Origin of the sequence: Aestuariibaculum sediminum (assembly GCF_014596945.1) — a bacterium.
GTDB lineage: Bacteria > Bacteroidota > Bacteroidia > Flavobacteriales > Flavobacteriaceae > Aestuariibaculum > Aestuariibaculum sediminum.
The window spans coordinates 840,193-859,953 of record NZ_JACVXB010000001.1 but is presented as its reverse complement, the minus strand read 5'-3'; the positions used below and the strand labels follow the sequence as shown (position 1 = coordinate 859,953).

Annotated in this window: 17 protein-coding genes and 1 riboswitch; of the genes, 15 read left to right on the top strand and 2 right to left on the bottom strand. The window is 34.8% G+C overall.

Going from position 1 to position 19,761, the window contains the following annotated elements; genetic code table 11:
• Window position 1: 1 nt before the first annotated feature.
• Window positions 2-2,401 carry a glycoside hydrolase family 31 protein gene (locus tag ICJ83_RS03955; RefSeq protein WP_188229044.1) on the top strand — a complete coding sequence of 800 codons (2,400 nt, stop codon included), beginning with the start codon at window positions 2-4 and terminating at the stop codon, window positions 2,399-2,401.
• A 109-nt stretch (window positions 2,402-2,510) separates the two neighbouring features.
• Here the strand turns inward: ICJ83_RS03955 and ICJ83_RS03950 are convergent, their stop codons facing one another.
• On the bottom strand, window positions 2,511-4,346 hold the full coding sequence (locus ICJ83_RS03950) for a cation:proton antiporter (protein ID WP_188229043.1): 1,836 nt from the start codon (window positions 4,344-4,346) through the stop codon (window positions 2,511-2,513).
• A 286-nt stretch (window positions 4,347-4,632) separates the two neighbouring features.
• Between ICJ83_RS03950 and ICJ83_RS03945 the strand changes: the two genes are divergently transcribed.
• From ICJ83_RS03945 to ICJ83_RS03880, 14 genes are all read left to right on the top strand, one after another.
• Window positions 4,633-5,493: an MBL fold metallo-hydrolase gene (locus tag ICJ83_RS03945; RefSeq protein ID WP_188229042.1), complete on the top strand. Its 861-nt coding sequence runs from the start codon at window positions 4,633-4,635 to the stop codon at window positions 5,491-5,493.
• 26 nt (window positions 5,494-5,519) lie between these two features.
• Window positions 5,520-7,130, top strand: coding sequence for a S8 family peptidase (locus ICJ83_RS03940; protein WP_188229041.1), 1,611 nt, complete (start codon window positions 5,520-5,522; stop codon window positions 7,128-7,130).
• Window positions 7,131-7,236: 106 nt separating this feature from the next.
• Complete coding sequence (locus ICJ83_RS03935; protein WP_188229040.1) at window positions 7,237-9,081, top strand: M1 family metallopeptidase; 1,845 nt, start codon at window positions 7,237-7,239, stop codon at window positions 9,079-9,081.
• Between the two features lie 130 nt (window positions 9,082-9,211).
• Window positions 9,212-9,309, top strand: a riboswitch (TPP riboswitch).
• Window positions 9,310-9,415: 106 nt separating this feature from the next.
• Entirely contained in the window at window positions 9,416-9,619 is a 204-nt protein-coding gene (gene thiS / locus ICJ83_RS03930) for a sulfur carrier protein ThiS (RefSeq protein WP_188229039.1), read from the top strand.
• 22 nt (window positions 9,620-9,641) lie between these two features.
• The gene (gene thiC, locus ICJ83_RS03925; RefSeq protein WP_188229038.1) at window positions 9,642-11,501 is read left to right on the top strand and encodes a phosphomethylpyrimidine synthase ThiC; all 1,860 of its coding nucleotides are present in this window, start codon (window positions 9,642-9,644) and stop codon (window positions 11,499-11,501) included.
• 9 nt (window positions 11,502-11,510) lie between these two features.
• Window positions 11,511-12,095, top strand: a complete 585-nt coding sequence (locus ICJ83_RS03920) for a thiamine phosphate synthase (protein WP_188229037.1) — start codon at window positions 11,511-11,513, stop codon at window positions 12,093-12,095.
• A 4-nt stretch (window positions 12,096-12,099) separates the two neighbouring features.
• A complete protein-coding gene (locus tag ICJ83_RS03915) occupies window positions 12,100-12,864 on the top strand; it encodes a hydroxymethylpyrimidine/phosphomethylpyrimidine kinase (protein ID WP_188229036.1) in 765 nt (254 codons plus the stop codon).
• A 4-nt stretch (window positions 12,865-12,868) separates the two neighbouring features.
• Window positions 12,869-13,510 carry a thiamine phosphate synthase gene (thiE, locus tag ICJ83_RS03910; RefSeq protein WP_188229035.1) on the top strand — a complete coding sequence of 214 codons (642 nt, stop codon included), beginning with the start codon at window positions 12,869-12,871 and terminating at the stop codon, window positions 13,508-13,510.
• Between the two features lie 2 nt (window positions 13,511-13,512).
• Complete coding sequence (locus ICJ83_RS03905) at window positions 13,513-14,283, top strand: thiazole synthase (RefSeq protein WP_188229034.1); 771 nt, start codon at window positions 13,513-13,515, stop codon at window positions 14,281-14,283.
• A gap of 6 nt (window positions 14,284-14,289) precedes the next feature.
• Complete coding sequence (gene thiH, locus ICJ83_RS03900; RefSeq protein WP_188229033.1) at window positions 14,290-15,411, top strand: 2-iminoacetate synthase ThiH; 1,122 nt, start codon at window positions 14,290-14,292, stop codon at window positions 15,409-15,411.
• Window positions 15,412-15,555: 144 nt separating this feature from the next.
• The gene (locus ICJ83_RS03895) at window positions 15,556-16,197 is read left to right on the top strand and encodes a DUF3826 domain-containing protein (protein WP_188229032.1); all 642 of its coding nucleotides are present in this window, start codon (window positions 15,556-15,558) and stop codon (window positions 16,195-16,197) included.
• A gap of 91 nt (window positions 16,198-16,288) precedes the next feature.
• A complete protein-coding gene (gene rnpA, locus ICJ83_RS03890) occupies window positions 16,289-16,660 on the top strand; it encodes a ribonuclease P protein component (RefSeq protein WP_188229031.1) in 372 nt (123 codons plus the stop codon).
• Between the two features lie 19 nt (window positions 16,661-16,679).
• Entirely contained in the window at window positions 16,680-18,314 is a 1,635-nt protein-coding gene (locus ICJ83_RS03885; protein ID WP_188229030.1) for a S41 family peptidase, read from the top strand.
• Window positions 18,315-18,383: 69 nt separating this feature from the next.
• A complete protein-coding gene (locus ICJ83_RS03880) occupies window positions 18,384-19,265 on the top strand; it encodes an OmpA family protein (RefSeq protein ID WP_188229029.1) in 882 nt (293 codons plus the stop codon).
• Window positions 19,266-19,280: 15 nt separating this feature from the next.
• On the opposite strand, the gene ICJ83_RS03875 is transcribed toward ICJ83_RS03880, so the two are convergent.
• Window positions 19,281-19,724, bottom strand: coding sequence for a GNAT family N-acetyltransferase (locus tag ICJ83_RS03875; protein WP_188229028.1), 444 nt, complete (start codon window positions 19,722-19,724; stop codon window positions 19,281-19,283).
• Between the last annotated feature and the right edge of the window lie 37 nt (window positions 19,725-19,761).

The window sequence follows — 19,761 nt, the reverse complement described above, 5'->3', positions numbered from 1 at the left end:
TATGATTTTAAACACAGAATTAGAGTACAAGGGCAACTTATTCCCTTCCAATATAATAGCCTTCGAAAAAAACCTAGACACCCTTAATTTTACAACAGCCAACGGAGTTATTTTACAAATAACCGTGCTACGTGATAGCGTATTGCGATTTAGATATAGTACAACTGGTAGTTTTGAAAACGACTTCTCGTATGCCATTACCAAATACGCTAGTCGCGGATATAATCATCTCGAAGTAAAAGAAGAAAATGATAAATACATCATTCTTACCTCTAAACTTAAATGCGAGATTAATAAAACAGATTTAAGAACGGCTATTTACGAAGCTAAAACAGAACAATTACTATGTGAAGACGAATTAGGTTTCCATTGGGAAGAAAGCTATGAGTTTGGCGGCGATATTGTTAAGATGTCTAAAGTTTCTCAGGAAGGTGAAAGCTACTACGGTCTGGGTGATAAACCAGCCGATGTAAACTTAAAGGGTAAACGTTTTGAAAATTGGGTAACCGATTCGTATGCCTACGGTAAACACACCGATCCTATCTATAAAACCATTCCGTTTTATACGGCATTGCATCATAAAAAATCCTATGGCATCTTTTTCGACAATACCTTTAGGTCTTATTTCGATTTTTGCCAGGAACGACGTAATGTGTCTAGCTTTTGGGCACAAGGTGGTGAAATGAATTATTATTTTATTTATGGTCCTGATATGTCTGAGGTTGTGGCTAATTATACCGATTTAACAGGAAAACCGCATCAATTACCACCACTATGGGCGTTAGGCTACCATCAATGTAAATGGAGTTATTATCCGGAATCTAAAGTAAAAGAAATAACCAATAAATTCAGAGAACTTAAAATACCATGTGATGCCATATATCTAGACATCGATTATATGGAAGGCTTTAGATGTTTTACCTGGAGTAAAGAATATTTTCCAGACCCTAAACGCATGGTGAAGGAACTAGCTGATGATGGTTTTAAAACCATCGTTATTATCGATCCAGGAATTAAAATAGATCACGAGTATTCGGTATTTAAAGAAGGCTTAGATAAAGATTATTTTTGTAAACGTGCCGATGGACCTTATATGAAAGGTAAAGTATGGCCTGGAGAATGTTATTTCCCCGATTTTACAAATCCCGAAGTTCGCGAATGGTGGTCGAATTTATTTCAGGAATTAATTGAAGATATTGGTGTAAAAGGTGTTTGGAACGACATGAACGAACCTGCGGTTATGGATGTCCCTGGAAAAACATTTCCAGACGACGTGCGTCATGATTACGAAGGCAACCCTTGTAGCCACCGAAAAGCACATAATATTTACGGTATGCAAATGGCCAGAGCAACCTATCAAGGATTGAAAAAGTTTGCTTATCCAAAACGACCTTTTGTTATTACACGTGCTGCATATTCAGGAACACAACGCTATACATCTAGCTGGACTGGCGACAACGTGGCTTCATGGGAACATTTATCCATTGCTAACATTCAGGCTCAGCGCATGTGTATGTCTGGATTTTCTTTTATAGGATCGGATATTGGCGGTTTCGCCGAACAACCTAATGGCGAACTATATGCGCGTTGGATTCAGTTAGGAATTTTCCACCCATTTTGTAGAACACACTCGTCTGGAGATCATGGCGATCAAGAACCCTGGACTTTTGGTAAAAACATTACCGATGTAGTTCGTAAGTTTATAGAGTTAAGATATGAGCTTCTGCCCTATTTATACACCTGTTTTTGGCGTTACGCCGAAGAAGGTATACCAATGCTTAAATCTTTGGTATTATACGATCAGGAGGACACGCATACACATTACAGAAGCGACGAATTTATTTGTGGAGAAAAAATACTGGCTTGTCCTATTTTAGAACCCAACGCTAAAGGCAGACGCATGTATTTCCCGAAAGGAGAATGGTATAATTTCTGGACGGATGAAGTTGTGGAAGGTGGACAAGAACTATGGGCTGATGCCGACTTAGACAGTATGCCTGTATTCGTAAAAGCAGGTGCTATCATTCCTAAATATCCCGTACAGCAATATGTTGGAGAAAAGGATATCGATGAATTAAAACTTGAGGTATACTTTAAATTAGGAAAGGAAACTTCAGAAGTTTATGAGGATGCTCACGATGGCTATGATTATATTAAAGGGCGTTACAGCCTGAGAAATTTTACGCTAAACGGAGAGAAAAATCAATTAGTGATTCAACAACATAAATCTGGAAAATATACCACCCCTTACAATACGTTTAAAGTGCAATTACATGGTTTACCATTTAAAATAAAAAAAGTAATCATTGATAAGGTGGAATATTCTATTAAAGATCTTAAAATAGACGAAAATAACGCTTTTGTTATTGAAAAGGATTTTACCGATTTACATATTCTGTAACAAAAACAACAGTATTAAAACTAAAAAAGCTCACTGGTAAATCAGTGAGCTTTTTTTATACTTATGCTACTTAAAATTAAAAGCGTTATCTATACTAATAATTGGCGTACTATACTTTTTCTACATCAAAAGGTTTTCCCAGATAAACTAACTTATAACCTTTCTTTATACTGTCTACATTCAAATTATTAGATGAAATAATATGAAGCTCTCCACCATTATCCTTTATGAACAACGGAATAATATCATCATCCTTATCGGTAATTGATATCAAGTTTTGATAGTGATCACGACTTTCTAAATCAATCTCCTGAATAGAAGGAAATTTATCGGTTACCTCCGAAAGGGAATTGTAATCATCTTTATATGAAAATAAGCCTTCTTTAGGCCTGCTCTTTTTATCTAATATCTCTTGACTGGTAACCACTCTAAACGCCCCATTTTCTCCAAATTGTTTACTGAATTTGTTTATTGCATATTTATTGATATCGGGGTTTGCGGTTAATGCCATTAAATAACCAACATCGTTAAGTTCAATATTATCTATTAAATTATCAGAATAAATATTTGTAGTTAATGCTTCTAAACCTAATTCACGTGCTTTAGAGATATTATTCTCATTACTATCAATTAAAACCACATGACGGCCGTTATCCTCAAGGTAATGCCCGAGTAATCTTGATATTTTTGAAGCACCAACAATTAAAATACCTCCCGATTTGGTTAAGAAAACACCCGATGCTTTAGCAAAACTTCTCGCTGTAGTGGCATTTAGTAAAACGGTACCCAATACAATTACAAAAACCAAAGGTGTTATATATTCGGCATTTTCAACACCGTTTTTGGACAAAGTAATACCAAATAAAGAAGCGATACCTGCAGCAACAATACCACGCGGACCAACCCAACTAATAAATAATCGTTCGTTAAGTTTTAATGATGATCCTTGTGTACTAAGGAATACACCAACTGGCCTTAAAATGAACACTACAATAGCAAATAATGCCAGCGTTTCCCAATTGTAAATTAATAACAAGTCGTCCATATTAATATTTGCTGAAAGCAGGATAAATAATATGGAAATAAGTAACACACTTAATGATTCTTTAAAATATAACAGTTCCTTTAAATATGGTGATTTAGAATTCCCTAAAACCATACCCATAACAACAACAGCTAAAAGTCCAGATTCATGAGCAAAAGCATCAGATAAAACAAAGACGCCTAACACTGAAGCTAAAGCAAAAACGTTTAATAAGTAATGTGGTATCCATCGACGGTTAATCGCGAAATTTAAAGCATGAGCAAAAGTAAACCCAAAGGTAAACCCAAAAAGAACAATCTTGAAGAATTCAATAAACGCCGTTTTTGTAAACTCACCTCCAGCATCAACACTAATAAATTCGAAAACCAATACGGCTACTAATGCTCCAATAGGGTCTATTAAAATACCTTCCCACTTTAAAACGGCGGACACATCTTTTTTAAGCGGTATATTCCTTAAAATTGGTGTTATTACGGTTGGACCCGTTACGATAATTAAAGCTGAAAATAAAAAAGAAATCTCCCAATTTAGATGAAATACAAAATGTGCTGCTACGGCACCTCCAAAAAAGGTAACCACAGAGCCTACGGTTATAAGTTTAGTTATAACAGGCCCTACATTTTTTATTTCGCCCATTCTAAGAGTTAATCCACCTTCAAACAGAATTATACTAATGGCAAGCGAAACGAAATAAAACAGACTTTCATCAGGAAACAAACCTTTTCCATTTTTATATACAGGCTGTATCCATTTGGTGCCATCTTCACTTAAAAATTCGGCGGCAATAGGCCCTACTAAAAGCCCTATTAAAATTAAAGGTAAAATTGCGGGAATTTTAAATTTCCAAGCTACCCATTGAGCCAAAATTCCTAAAATTATAATTCCTGCTAGTTCAATCATATACTTTTGTTTTCGACTAAAAATAGTAATTTAAACGATTTTGACCACGTAATTTCCCATAAATCCAATAGTTTTTAATCTTTACATCTATTAGCAGTTTTCAAACTATGGCTTTTCCTTATTCTTTTAAAACTTTAAAAACTCTGTTTTTCATATCTAATTCATAAAAATGCGTCCTTCATTTTATGATATGTTCTATTTCACACTACCTAATTTGCTAATTTCTTCTTAATATATTCTTAACAATTTTAAGCAATTACTGTATTTTTAGTAATTTGCACGACTTATGAATTTATACCCTATAAACGCAGGAAACTTTAAGCTCGATGGTGGTGCTATGTTTGGAGTAGTTCCAAAAACGCTTTGGCAAAAAACAAATCCTGCCGATGCTAATAATATGATTGATATTGCAGCGCGATGTTTATTAATTGAACATGACAAGCGGTTGATATTAATTGATACCGGGATGGGTAATAAACAATCTGATAAATTTTTCGGGTATTACCATTTGTGGGGTAACGATTCTATTGATAAATCTTTAAAACAGTTTGGATTTCATCGCGACGACATTACAGATGTATTTCTAACCCATTTACATTTCGATCATTGCGGCGGTGCTATTCAATGGAATAAAGATAAAACAGGGTATGAACCCGCATTTAAAAATGCTCGTTTTTGGAGTAATAAAAATCATTGGCAATGGGCAACCGAACCCAACCGAAGGGAACAGGCTTCATTTTTAAAAGAAAATATTTTCCCTATTGAAGAAAGCGGACAATTAAAATTTACAGAGCTTCCAGAGGGCAATATCTTAAGTAATTCAGAACTAGGTTTCGATATCTATTTTGCCGATGGTCATACCGAAAAACAAATGATTCCGATGATAAAGTATCAAGGGAAAACCATTGCTTTTATGGCCGATTTATTACCTACTGCTGGGCATTTACCATTACCTTATGTTATGGGGTACGACACAAGACCTCTATTAACTCTTGATGAAAAAGAAAAATTTTTAAATCTTGCGGCAAACGAAAACTTCTATTTGTTTTTAGAACACGATGCACACAACCCAATTATTACGGTAAAGCATACCGACAAAGGCGTTCGACTACATGAAGTTTTTACTGCTAAAGATATATTCAAATAAAAATAGACTAAAACAATAATTACCAAATGAAAACAATTCAAAGATTATCATTATCAGTGGCTGCAACAGCTATATTATCTGGTTGCGGTGGCTCAAGTTTCATATCTACCCCAGTTGAAAATATAGACTCTTCTCCTTTAAAAGTTTCTGAATTAACCGAACAAGAAAAACACACTTGGGGACATTTAGATTTAGTTAAAGATACCATTCCAGGAATGAGTGTTGAAAAAGCGTATGCCGAGTTACTTAAAAAGAAAAAAGGAAACAGCATTATTGTAGCAGTAATAGACTCTGGTATTGATATTGACCATGAAGATTTAAATGATGTTATCTGGACAAACGAAGATGAAATTCCAGGAAACGGTATCGACGATGACAAAAATGGTTATATTGATGATGTTCATGGTTGGAATTTCTTAGGAGATGGTTACGACGAACAACTAGAGCTTACCCGTATTGTTGCAAGTGGCGACACCAGTAATCCGCAATACGCAGCAGCTAAGGCCGAATATGATGAAGAATTTAAAAAATGGTCTGAAAGAAAAATGCGTTACGAGCAAATTTATGCGCAAATTAAATCGGCCGACGAAGCTTTTACAAAACACTTCAATAAAGCAGATTATACTAAAGAAGACATCAATGCTATTGGAGAAACCGCAAATGCTGACTTAAAACAAGCCGTACAAATGGCAAACTTTATGTTTAGTAATGGTTTAGAATCTATTCAAGATGCTAAAAAAGAAATTAAAGGTGGACTTGAAAGTATTACCGATCGTTTAAACTATAATTTAAACCTAAACTTTAATGGTCGTGTAACTGGAGATGACGCTGAAGATATGTCTACCAAATATTATGGTAACGGCAACGTTAAACCTGTTAAGAAATCAGAAAGTCACGGAACACACGTTGCAGGAATTATTGCTGCTGAGCGCGGAAATGGATTAGGTGCCGATGGCGTAGCAAATAACGTTAAAATTATGTCTGTAAGAGCAGTACCAAACGGCGATGAGTACGACAAAGATGTTGCTTTAGCAATTCGTTATGCTGTAGATAATGGCGCAAAAGTAATCAACGGAAGTTTTGGTAAAAGTTACTCACCACACAGTGAATGGGTGCGTGATGCTATTAAATATGCTGCCGATAACGATGTTGTTTTTGTACATGCAGCAGGTAACGATAGTAAAGATGTTGACGTAGAATCTAACTTCCCAGACGATAACGTAAACTACGTTGAAGTAGCCAAAAATTATATTAGAGTAGGTGCCTTAGAACCTAAATACGGTTCTGGAATGGTGGCAGGATTCTCTAACTATGGTAAAAAGAATGTTGATGTTTTTGCTCCAGGTGCAAAAGTGTATTCAACAACTCCTGAAAACGAATACGATACTAAAGGAGGTACCTCTATGGCAGCACCTGCTGTTGCCGGTGTAGCTGCTTTAATTCGTTCAAATTTCCCTGAATTAAGTGCTGAACAAGTAAAACAAATTATATTAGATTCTGGTTTAGCCTTAAACGTAAAAGTTGTTGTTGGAGGCGATACTAATAATGTAAAACCATTTAGCGAACTCTCAACATCAGGACGCATAGTAAATGCTTACAACGCTTTAATTATGGCTGCAAAAGTAGCGGCTAAATAAACAATCAATTCATAATTAAAAAAGAGGCGTTGAGCCTCTTTTTTAAATTATAAAGTACTATAATTTGTGAAAACAAATCTCTTTAATTTATAAATCATACTTTTAGATGAAAAAGCTTTTTATCTCTATTTTAAGTTTATCCTTGTTAATGGCTTGTGGTGGCTCTAAAGAGTACAGAACGATTACGCCAACGGTTCCCGTTATTCCTAATGCCCCGGCAGCATCTACCTATTGGCAACAACATGTAGATTACACTATGGATATCGACATGGATGTAAACGCCTATCAATACAAAGGAAAACAAACTTTAGTTTACACAAACAACTCTCCAGATGTATTAAATAAAGTATTCTATCATTTGTACTTCAACGCGTTTCAACCAGGAAGCGAAATGGATGTACGTTCTCGCACCATCGCCGATCCTGATGGCAGAGTAAAAGACCGCATAAGTAAACTTAAACCAGATGAAATAGGATACATTAAAGTTAACTCGTTGAAACAAAATGGTACAAATTTAACTTACGAAACAGTCGGAACTGTTTTAGAGGTAAATTTAGAAAAACCTATTCAACCGGGGGAAAGTGTTACTTTCGATATGGTATACAATGCCCAGGTGCCTGTTCAAATTCGTCGTTCTGGAAGAAATAACAAAGAAGGTGTAGCTCTTTCAATGTCTCAATGGTATCCAAAATTAGCAGAATACGATTACGAAGGCTGGCACACCGACCCTTATATAGGTCGTGAATTTCACGGCGTTTGGGGTAATTTCGATGTTACCCTTCATATTGATAAAAATTACGTAGTAGGCGGAACTGGTTACCTTCAAAACCCTAACGAGATTGGATATGGTTACGAAACGTCAACCGTTAATCGTCCTGATGGAGAAAAATTAACATGGCATTTTGTAGCACCAAATGTGCACGATTTTACCTGGGCTGCCGACCCAGATTATATCCATGATACGATGCAGGTTCCTAATGGTCCGCTTTTACACTTCTTATACAAAAAAACCATGGCTAAAGATAAACTGGATAACTGGAAAAACCTTCAAAAAAGAGCAGTTCAGTTAATGCAGTTTTACAGCAGTAATATTGGTCAATATCCATATAAACAATATTCTATTATTCAAGGCGGAGACGGCGGTATGGAATACGCGATGTGTACCCTTATTCTGGGAGAAGGAACATTCGATGGGCTTTTTGGTGTTACAGCGCACGAAATGGCACACACGTGGTTTCAATTTTTATTAGCAACCAACGAATTAACTAACTATTGGATGGACGAAGGTTTTACCGAATATTTCGGGGAATTAGCGGGTAGTAGTATATTTAATACACCTTTTGAAGAACCTACACAACGTATTTACGATGTGTATTATGCCTATGTAAAATCAGGAACCGAACAACCACAAACCACACACGCCGATCGTTTTAACTACAACCGATCATCATCAATTTCAGCTTACTATAAGGGGTATATTTTCTTAAATCAATTGGCCTATATTATAGGTGAAGAAAACCAGAAAGAAACCATCAAACAATACTTTAAAGACTGGTCTTTTAAACATCCAACACGTACCGATTTTATTAGAGTTGCTGAGAAAGTTTCAGGCCTTGAGTTAGATTGGTACTTAAACGACTGGACGCGTACCACAAATACCATTGATTATGCTGTAAAAGTAATTAATGGTGAAAACATTACTTTAGAACGTATCGGTTTAATGCCAATGCCTATAGATTTAACAGTAACATACACCGACGGAACAACCGAAGATTTCTATATTCCGTTACAAATGATGCGTGGTGAAAAACCTACATCAGCAACTATAGCACCAGACTGGGCATGGGCATACCCTGTGTATACGTTAAAAGCTAATAAAACAGTTAAATCGGTGCAAATCGACCCTAAAAAGATGATGGCCGATATTAACAGAGAAAACAACAAAAAGTAAAGCAAAAAGTTTAACTACTTTTTCAAATTTGAGAGGCTTCTTTTTATTTAAGGAGCCTCTTTTTTATTTAATAATTTTAAAAATCTTATAATCATTTGTCCTAACCATATATTTTTTAATACCTTCGTAACGTAAACTTTAGGGGTGTTCTAAACCATATAGAACTGAGACATACCCTTTGAACCTGATACGGTTAGTACCGTCGAAGGGAAAAGTTGAATAGCCTGTTGCAATGCAGGCTAGCACCTTTTCATTAGTGTACTTCAAATCGTGAAGTACTTTTTTTCAAAGTCATTATTTTCCTCTTCAGTTTACGATATAAAATGTATTGTAAATGATAACCATTCAACTTAACGAACAAACCCTGAAAATTGATAAAAACATCAAAATTTCAGAATTACTGCAACAGGAAAATTTTCCGCAGCTTGGCATTGCCGTAGCTATTAATCAACAGATTATTTCAAAATCGAATTGGGATATGCAACATCTTCATGATGGTGACAATATTCTCATCATTCAAGCAACCCAAGGCGGATAAAAAACTACGAAAATCAAACAGCATGAAAAATAAAGACACCGCTCCGAAGCAAGAGCAAATTACACGAAACCCATTTCCTAACTCTAAAAAAATTTATGTATCCGGAAAAATCCACCCACAGATAAAAGTAGCGATGCGTGAAATTTCTTTGAGTGACACCAAGGATACCTTCACTGGAAAATTAACGCCAAATGAACCCGTAACGGTTTATGATACTTCAGGTCCGTATACAGATCCAAATAAAGAAATCAATGTGCACAATGGTATTGAACGCATTCGAGAATCGTGGATTTTAGACCGTGGCGATGTGGAGCATTTAGATCAGTTTTCTTCTAAATATTGTAATGAACGTTTAAATGATTCGAGTTTAGATCACATGCGTTTTGCACATTTAAAAAAACCTCTGCGTGCTAAAAAAGGGAAAAATGTAACCCAGCTACATTACGCTAAACAAGGTATAATTACTCCAGAGATGGAATACATTGCCATTCGTGAAAATCAGCGTATCAATGAAATGACCGAAATTAGAAAACAACATCCGGGACAAGATTTTGGCGCCGCAATTCCTAATAAAATTACGCCAGAATTTGTTAGAGATGAAGTGGCTCGTGGTCGCGCTGTTATTCCATCAAATATCAATCATCCCGAAGCTGAACCTATGATTTTAGGTCGAAATTTCTTAGTAAAAATCAATGCGAATATTGGTAACTCGGCAACAACATCATCTATTGAAGAAGAAGTTGAAAAAGCCGTTTGGGCTTGTCGTTGGGGTGCAGATAATATCATGGATTTATCCACTGGGCAAAACATTCACGAAACCCGCGAATGGATTATTCGTAACTCTCCTGTTCCTGTGGGAACTGTGCCAATTTACCAAGCATTAGAAAAAGTAAATGGTGTTGCCGAAGATTTAACCTGGGAAATCTTTAGAGATACCTTAATTGAACAGGCCGAGCAAGGCGTTGATTATTTTACTATTCATGCCGGTGTATTATTACGCTATGTCCCTATGACGGCTAAACGTGTTACTGGTATTGTTTCTCGTGGCGGTTCTATCATGGCAAAGTGGTGTTTAGCACATCATAAAGAAAGTTTCTTATATACGCATTTCGAAGAGATTTGTGACATAATGAAAGCTTATGATGTGGCCTTTTCATTGGGAGATGGCTTACGACCAGGATCGATTGCAGATGCTAACGATGAAGCTCAGTTTGCAGAATTAGAAACCCTAGGTGAACTTACACAAATTGCTCGTAAACATGAAGTACAATGCTTTATCGAAGGCCCTGGGCACGTTCCAATGCATATGATTAAAGAAAATATGGAAAAGCAAATTGAGGTTTGTGATGAGGCGCCATTTTACACTTTAGGACCTCTTACCACCGATATTGCTCCAGGTTACGACCACATTACTTCTGGTATTGGAGCCGCCATGATTGGCTGGTACGGCTGTGCCATGCTTTGTTATGTTACTCCAAAAGAACATTTAGGTTTACCGAATAAAGAAGATGTTAGAGTAGGTGTGGTAACCTACAAATTAGCAGCTCATGCTGCCGACTTAGCTAAAGGACACCCCGGTGCGCAACATCGCGATAATGCCTTAAGTATGGCACGTTTTGAATTTCGTTGGGAAGACCAGTTTAATCTTGGATTAGATCCAGAACGGGCGCGAGAATATCACGATGAAACCCTTCCTGCTCAAGGTGCTAAAATAGCGCACTTCTGTTCAATGTGCGGACCTAAATTCTGCTCTATGAAAATATCTCAGGAAGTACGTGACTTTGCCAAAGAAAATGATATTGTAGAAAACGAAGTGATTCAAAAAGGTATGGAAGAAAAGTCTCAGGAATTTAAAGAAAACGGTTCGGAAGTTTACTTATAAATTTAAAATATGATCATTGTAATTGCGCCTGAGCATGATATAAAAAATGAAATTGTAATCCTTCACGAATTATTTCACGAAGGATTACAATACTATCATTTAAGAAAACCACATAAAACATATACCGCGTATGAAGTGTATTTAAATCAAATAGATTCTAAATTCCATAATAGGGTAGTGGTTCATCAATCTCACAAGCTTTTAGATGATTATAACTTAAAAGGTCTTCATTTTCAGGAAACCAAAAGAAGAACTTTAACGTTAGACACATTTCAAAACCTAAGAGACAATTCGACTATAACGATTAGTAGTTCTTTTCATTCACCTAATGAACTTACTAATTGCAAGTTTAATTTTGATTATTATTTTTTGAGTCCGGTATTTTCATCGATTTCAAAACAAGGATATGAAGGGCAGGAATTCAATGTAAATCACATTAACAAAACAGTTATAGGAATGGGAGGTGTTACAACCAAAAACCTTACTGTGTTTGATAAGCTCGGTTATAAAGGTATTGGTGTTTTAGGTAGCATTTGGAACAGTGAAACGCCAGTAGAAGATTTTAAAATTATGCAAAAGCATTATAAAAACTAATTAGTTGAATACGAAAAAATACATATTATCCATCGGGGGATTCGACCCCAGTAGTGGGGCCGGAATTACTCAGGATATAAAAACCTTTGAAGCACATGGCCTTTACGGATTATCGGTTTGTACAGCTATAACGGTTCAAAATGATATTGATTTTAAAGAATGTATCTGGACGCATCCTGACATCATTTCGGCTCAAATTAAAACGCTCTTTGAACGTTTTGACATAACTGTCGTTAAAATAGGGATTATACAATCCTGGGATATATTACTTCAAATTTTAAAGCAATTAAAACACCTAAACTCTAATATAAAGGTTGTTTTAGACCCTATTTTAAAAGCAAGCTCTGGTTTTGATTTTCATTCTAAAAACAACCAATCTACTTTAGATGCCGTTTGGACCTACTGCGATATTATTACCCCGAATTACGATGAAGTTAAAAACCTTTATCCTGAATTAGATTTTCAGGAAACTCTGGAACACATTTCAAAATTCACTAATATTCATTTAAAAGGAGGACATCGGAAAGACAAAAAAGGATGGGACGAGCTGTATTACATTCGTATTGTTATGGTAAACATACCGCCTCATACTCAAATCATTTCTAATAAACATGGTAGTGGTTGTGTATTATCATCGGCATTAGCTTCGAATTTAGCTTTAGAGCTGCCATTGGAAGATGCTTCAAAACTAGCAAAATATTACACCGAACAGTTTTTAAATTCTAACCCGAGTTTACTTGGAAATCACACCTACCAAATACAAAAATAACAACATGAACATCGCCAAATTACATTATATATCACAAGGAAACACACCAGAAGAACATCTTCAAAACATACAAAAAGCTTGCACCTATGGTGCCGAATTGGTACAACTTCGACTTAAAAATACAGAAGAAAATACCATTTTAAAAACTGCTGAAAAAGCCCGTGCTATTACAGGACATTATCAAACGCGATTAATTATTAATGACCATTACAAAATAGCGAAAGCAGTAAATGCCGATGGGGTTCATTTAGGTAAAACAGATATATGTCCCACCATTGCCCGGGAATATTTAGGTAAATGGTTTATTATAGGAGGAACCGCAAACACCCTTGAAGATTGTAAAAATCTAATTTCAAAAAAAGTGGATTATATTGGTTTAGGTCCTTACAGATTTACTAAAACAAAGGAAAATTTAAGTCCGATTTTAGGTTTAGAAGGTTATCAACTTATTCTTAAGGAATTAAAAACTAAAACGCCAATTATAGCAATTGGCGGTATAGTTGAAGAAGATATTACAGCGCTAATAAAATCAGGTGTTTATGGAATAGCGATGTCGGGATCAATAACACAGAATTTCAATAATCTCTCAAAATTCAACAAATTACTAAACGCATCAGCAACTTTAGAACAACGACACACTTTTTAATTATGACAGATTTACTAAACATAGCAGATAAAACCTTCCAATCCAGATTATTCACGGGAACCGGAAAATTTAGTTCCAATCAACTCATGTCCGACGCATTAATTGCCAGTGAAAGCGAACTTATAACCGTAGCTTTAAAACGTGTAGATGTAAATAATGAACAAGACAAAATGCTGAAAAGTATTATGCGTCCAACTATTAATTTATTGCCAAATACATCGGGGGTTCGCAATGCAAAAGAAGCCGTTTTCGCTGCCCAATTAGCCAGAGAAGCTCTGGAAACAAACTGGATAAAATTAGAAATTCATCCTGATCCAAAATATTTACTACCAGATCCTATTGAAACCTTAAAAGCCGCGAAAGAACTAATAAAATTAGGCTTCGTTGTGATGCCATACATACATGCCGATCCGGTACTATGCAAACGACTTGAAGATGTAGGAACTCAATGCGTCATGCCTTTAGGTGCACCTATTGGCACGAATAAAGGTTTAAAAACTTTAGATTTTTTAGACATAATTATTGAACAAAGTAATGTACCTGTTATTGTAGATGCCGGAATTGGAAGTCCGTCGCATGCTGCTCATGCCATGGAATTAGGTGCCGACGCTGTTTTAGTAAATACCGCAATTGCGGTCTCACAAGATCCGATAATGATGGCAAAAGCCTTTAAAATGGCGGTTGAAGCTGGTCGTATGGCCTACAATGCGAAACTCGCATCTGTTAAAACGCATGCTGAAGCCAGCAGCCCATTAACCAGTTTTTTAAATTAAGTTATTATGAACACCTCGTTTCAAACCATTTTTAATACTTATAATTGGGAAGAGACTTTAAAAAGTATTCAAGTTAAAACAACACAAGACGTTGAATTTGCCTTAGCTAAAACCAAACGCGACTTAGAAGATTTTAAAGCCTTGATTTCACCTGCGGCCAGACCTTATTTAGAACAAATGGCTCAGCAAAGTCAACTAATTACAAAAAAACGATTTGGTAATACCATTCAAATGTATGTGCCTATGTATTTGTCTAACGAATGCCAAAACATTTGTACCTATTGTGGTTTTAGTATGACTAATAAAATTCCCAGAAGAACCTTAACCGATGCTGAAATTTTAAAGGAAGTTGCCTTCTTAAAATCCAAAGGTTACGATCACATCCTGTTGGTTACGGGTGAAGCAAATAAAACAGTGGGTGTACCTTATATAAAACATGCCATGGAACTGATTAAAAGTCAGTTTTCAAACATTACTATTGAAGTTCAGCCCTTACATCAAAATGAATATGAAGAACTGATTCAAGCCAATCTATATGCGGTTTTAGTATATCAGGAAACCTATAACAGAGCTGAATATAAAAAGCATCACCCAAAAGGAAAAAAATCGAATTTCAATTTTCGTTTGGAAACACCAGACCGTTTGGGACGCGCCGGAATTCATAAAATTGGATTAGGTGCTTTATTTGGTTTAGAAGATTGGCGTGCGGACAGTTTTTTTACAGCCTTGCATTTAAAATACCTTCAGAAAACCTACTGGAAAACCAAGTATTCAATTTCATTTCCGCGCCTAAGACCACATAGTGGAGGTTTAGAACCCAAAGTTGAAATGACCGATCGGGATTTAGTGCAAACCATTTGTGCCTTCAGACTGTTAGACGAAGATGTTGAGTTATCTATGAGCACGCGAGAAAGTGAAACTTTTAGAAATAATATTGTAAATCTTGGCATAACTTCAATAAGTGCCGAATCGAAAACCAACCCAGGTGGGTATGCCGTAGAACCGCAATCTTTAGAACAATTTGAGATATCCGACGAACGTCCTACTGAATCAATAATCAATATGTTGCAAAAACAAGGTTTAGAACCTGTATGGAAAGACTGGGAAAACAATTGGCCAGTAGGATAAACTAATATTTCTAAATGATTTACAAAAGATAGTTTATTCAATAAATTAACCTAAAATATAAAAATATCGATTATCGGTTATAAGTTTGAGATTGCGTAACATTTAATTTACATTTATACAATCTAAAACCTATTAACCTAAAACATGCTAAATTTAAACAAAAACATACTTTCAAAAATTGGTCTGATTCTAATTGTTTTAACTTCATATTCAGCAAGTTCACAAACAGAAAGTTTATGGGACAAAGCTAGTGGTTGGGTAAATCAAATTAATATCAATAATGATGATACCAAAACAACGGTTACATCCATTATAACATCGCATTTAACAGCGGTAAGAAATTGGCATAACAGTCATTCTATTAATGATGTTCCAGAGGGTATCAACCCGATTACAGGAGAAGAATTAACAGAATTAGACCGCTCTATTATCGTCGATTCGGCATTACCAGATGAAGTACATTCAGAATTAATGAATGGGTTACGAAAACATTTAAATCAAACTCAAATAGACTTTATTCTAGATCAGTATACAAGCAATAGAGTAGAGGAAACCATGAAAAAATATAAAGATATTTTATTTTATTTAAAATCATATGAGCAAACCGAGCTCATTAAAAACCTTAAGAAAGCTCGAGAAATGGCTATCGATTTTAAAAATGAAGCTCAAATTTCGGCTATTTTTGAAATATATAACACCAAAAATATTGCCTTTTTAAAACGTAAGGGACGTAATTGGGATCGTTTATATAAAAGCTACAACGACCGTATAGGAACGCAAAAATAATGATATAAAACGATTAATATTAGTACAAAAATCACTTAGTATATAAGTGATTTTTTTAATTCCGTACCTTTGAGCCATTAAAATATTTAAATTGAAATTTACTTACAATAAAAAAGAAAAAGTAAAAAGTAAAAAGCTTATTGAACAGCTATTTACCGAGGGACAATCTGTTTCGGCCTACCCATTACGATTGGTATATATACAAACAGCTTTTAATGAACCTATAGTAGCTAAAACTGGCGTGTCTGTAAGTAAACGACAATTTAAAACGGCTGTGGCTCGAAATCGTATAAAACGATTAATGAGAGAAGCCTACCGCTTAAACAAAGCTTCATATTTTAACAACATTTCAACCCAATATGCGTTTATGATTTTGTACATTGGTAAAGAGAAACCTACTTTAAATCAAATTGAAAATAGAATGCAGCATCTTTTCAATAAGTTTAAAAATCAAGTTTCTTAATCCTTTAAAACGGTAAAAAATGAAAAGGTTACTAAAAAAAAGCGTTATCATTCCGGTACTGGCATGTGGTTTATTTTTAACCACAACAGCCTTTAAAAATGATTTTTTTGAGATTGCTAAACAACTCGAAATCTTCACAACTTTATTTAAAGAGCTCAACATGAATTATGTTGATGAAACCAACCCTGGTGATTTAATGGATACCGCAATAAAAAGTATGCTCGCCGATTTAGACCCGTATACTAATTTCATGAATGAGCAGGACGTTGAAGCTGCACGAATTAATAACACCGGCGATTACACAGGTATTGGAGCTAAAATAAAAACATTAAAAGATAAGTTAATTGTTATAGAACCTTATAAAGATTATCCAGCAGATAAAGCAGGTTTAAAAGCTGGCGACGAAATATTAAAGGTTGGTAATATACTTATTCAAGATTATAAAGATAATGCAGGAGAGCTATTAAGGGGCGTTACTGGTAGCAGTGTTGAAGTAACTTATAAACGTCAAGGAAAAACGTTTACAACCACTATTGATCGTGCTGAAGTTGAAATTAAAGCGGTTCCTTATTATTCTAAAATAAACGATAACACAGGGTATATTGTATTATCGCGTTTTAATGAAAAAGCTGCCTCAGAAACCAACTATGCTTTACGTGATTTAAAGGCTCAGGGAGCGCAACGTATTATACTTGATTTACGTGGAAATCCAGGTGGATTATTAAATGAAGCTATTAAAATTGTTAACTTATTTGTTCCAAAAGGACAGCTGGTAGTAACCACAAAATCGAAAGTAAAAAAATATAATAAAACCTATTACACACAAGACGAACCTATTGATACCGAAATTCCATTAGTTGTTTTAATTGATGGAAGCAGTGCTTCTGCCAGCGAAATTGTTTCTGGCTCCTTACAAGACCTAGACCGCGCTGTTATTGTAGGCTCCAGAAGTTTTGGTAAAGGCTTAGTGCAACGTCCAAAACAACTTATTTACGGTACTCAGGTTAAAATTACAATTTCAAGATATTACACTCCATCGGGACGTTGTATACAGGCTTTAGATTACTGGCATAGAAATGAAAAAGGAGAAGCAGTACGAGTAAAACAAGAAAATTATAACGAATACAAAACCAAAAGTGGTAGAAAAGTATTTGATGGTGGCGGTATATTTCCCGATGCCCGAGTTGAAACTTCTAACAACCCAGCAATAACCAACGCTATTCTTAAAAACAATTTAATATTTGATTTTGCAACAAAGTATTACTATAATCATAAAGTAGAAAATATAGATAATTTTAAACTTACAGATAGCGATTTTAATGATTTTAAATCCTATTTAAAATCGAATAATTTTTCTTTCGAAACGGAAACTGAAAAAGCCTTAAATAAAGCTTATGAAGCTGCAACAAAAGAAGAATTAAACATAACAATTGATAAAGATTTTAAAACGCTTATAAATAATTTAAACAAATCTAAAACCAGTATTTTAGATGATAATAAAGACTATTTACTTGAATTATTAACCGAGGAAATTGTTAAACGTTACGTATATCGTGAAGGATTATACGACTATTATAAAACCCATGATAACGAAATTAAAAAAGCAACCGAAATTCTTAGTAATCCTTCAGTTTACAACGGGTTTTTAAGATAGAATCTAATAAATTCTCATTAAATTTCGTTAAAAATAGTATATTTATAAACGTGTATATTTTTACAAATTATGAATAAACTATTCACATTAACCATACTATTCTTTGTTAGTATAACCTATGCTCAAAATAACATTACTCACGAAGTTTATTTTGAAACCGATAAGTATGAGGTTATAACTACCGAAGAAAACCGACTATTGCTTTTTATTTCTGGATTAGCAGATATAGATATTGAATCTATAGCAATATTCGGTTTTTGCGATGATGTGGGTGCCGATAGTTATAATCAAAAACTTTCGCAGCAACGTGCCGAAGCTATAAAAGCCATATTATCTAATCATGAAATTAGCGAAAACGTAATTACCAATGTAGATGGTAAAGGCGAAATATTACTTAAAATAGTAAACGAAACTAATGTTGCTAAAATCCGCGGATTAAACCGAAAGGTTCAAATTATAATAAATCCAAAACCACCTATCCTACCAAAACCAGTGGAAGCAACTAAAAAAGAAGCTTCTGTTGAAGAAAAAAAATTAGAAACTGCCGAAGTTATAAAAGGTGACGTTAAAGTTGGAGATAAAATAAGGTTTGAAAATATTCTATTTAAAACAGGATACAGCGTTATTAATCCGGAATCTAAAAAAACCCTGAACGATATAGCGGATGCTTTAGTGGAACGTGAGGATATTTACTTTACTATAGAGGGACATGTGTGTTGCACCCAGTTTAGTCGAGATGCTATAGATCGTAAAACAAAACAACGTAATTTATCGGTGGCCAGAGCTAAATTTGTATACGATTATTTTGCTAAAAAAGGCGTGAGTAAAAAACGTATGCGCTATCTAGGTATGCGACGTAAATTTCCGCTTGGAGGAGATCCAAAATACGACCGTCGTGTAGAAATTGTAATTACTTACGTAGATGATAAAGCAAAAAAAATCTCTAGATAAAGAATAGTTATAACACTATTCTTTAACCATAGCAATATGTGGAATATCATCTTCTAAATACGTCTCACCAACTTCAACAAATCCTAAATTGTTATAGAAATTTTTCAAATAAACCTGAGCGGAAAGTCGAATTGTGGTTTCATTAAAATGTGTTTTTATCGCTTTAATAGACGCTTTCATTATATCATAACCATATTTAAAATCACGCTCATTTAAGTCTACTACAACACGGCCAATACTCGAAAACTCAAAATAATCACCAGGTTTAAAAGCTCGTGCATAAGCGACAATTTTATTGTTTTTAAAACCTAAAATATGTATGGCCCTTGGATCTTTACCATCGACATCCTGATAGACACAGTTTTGTTCTACAACAAATACTTCAGAACGTAATTGTAATATATTGTACAATTCGTGAATATTGAGTTCGTCGAAAGTTTTAACTTGTATACTTAGCATAAATTAGGGTTTCGATAATTACTACTCAAGGTTATTA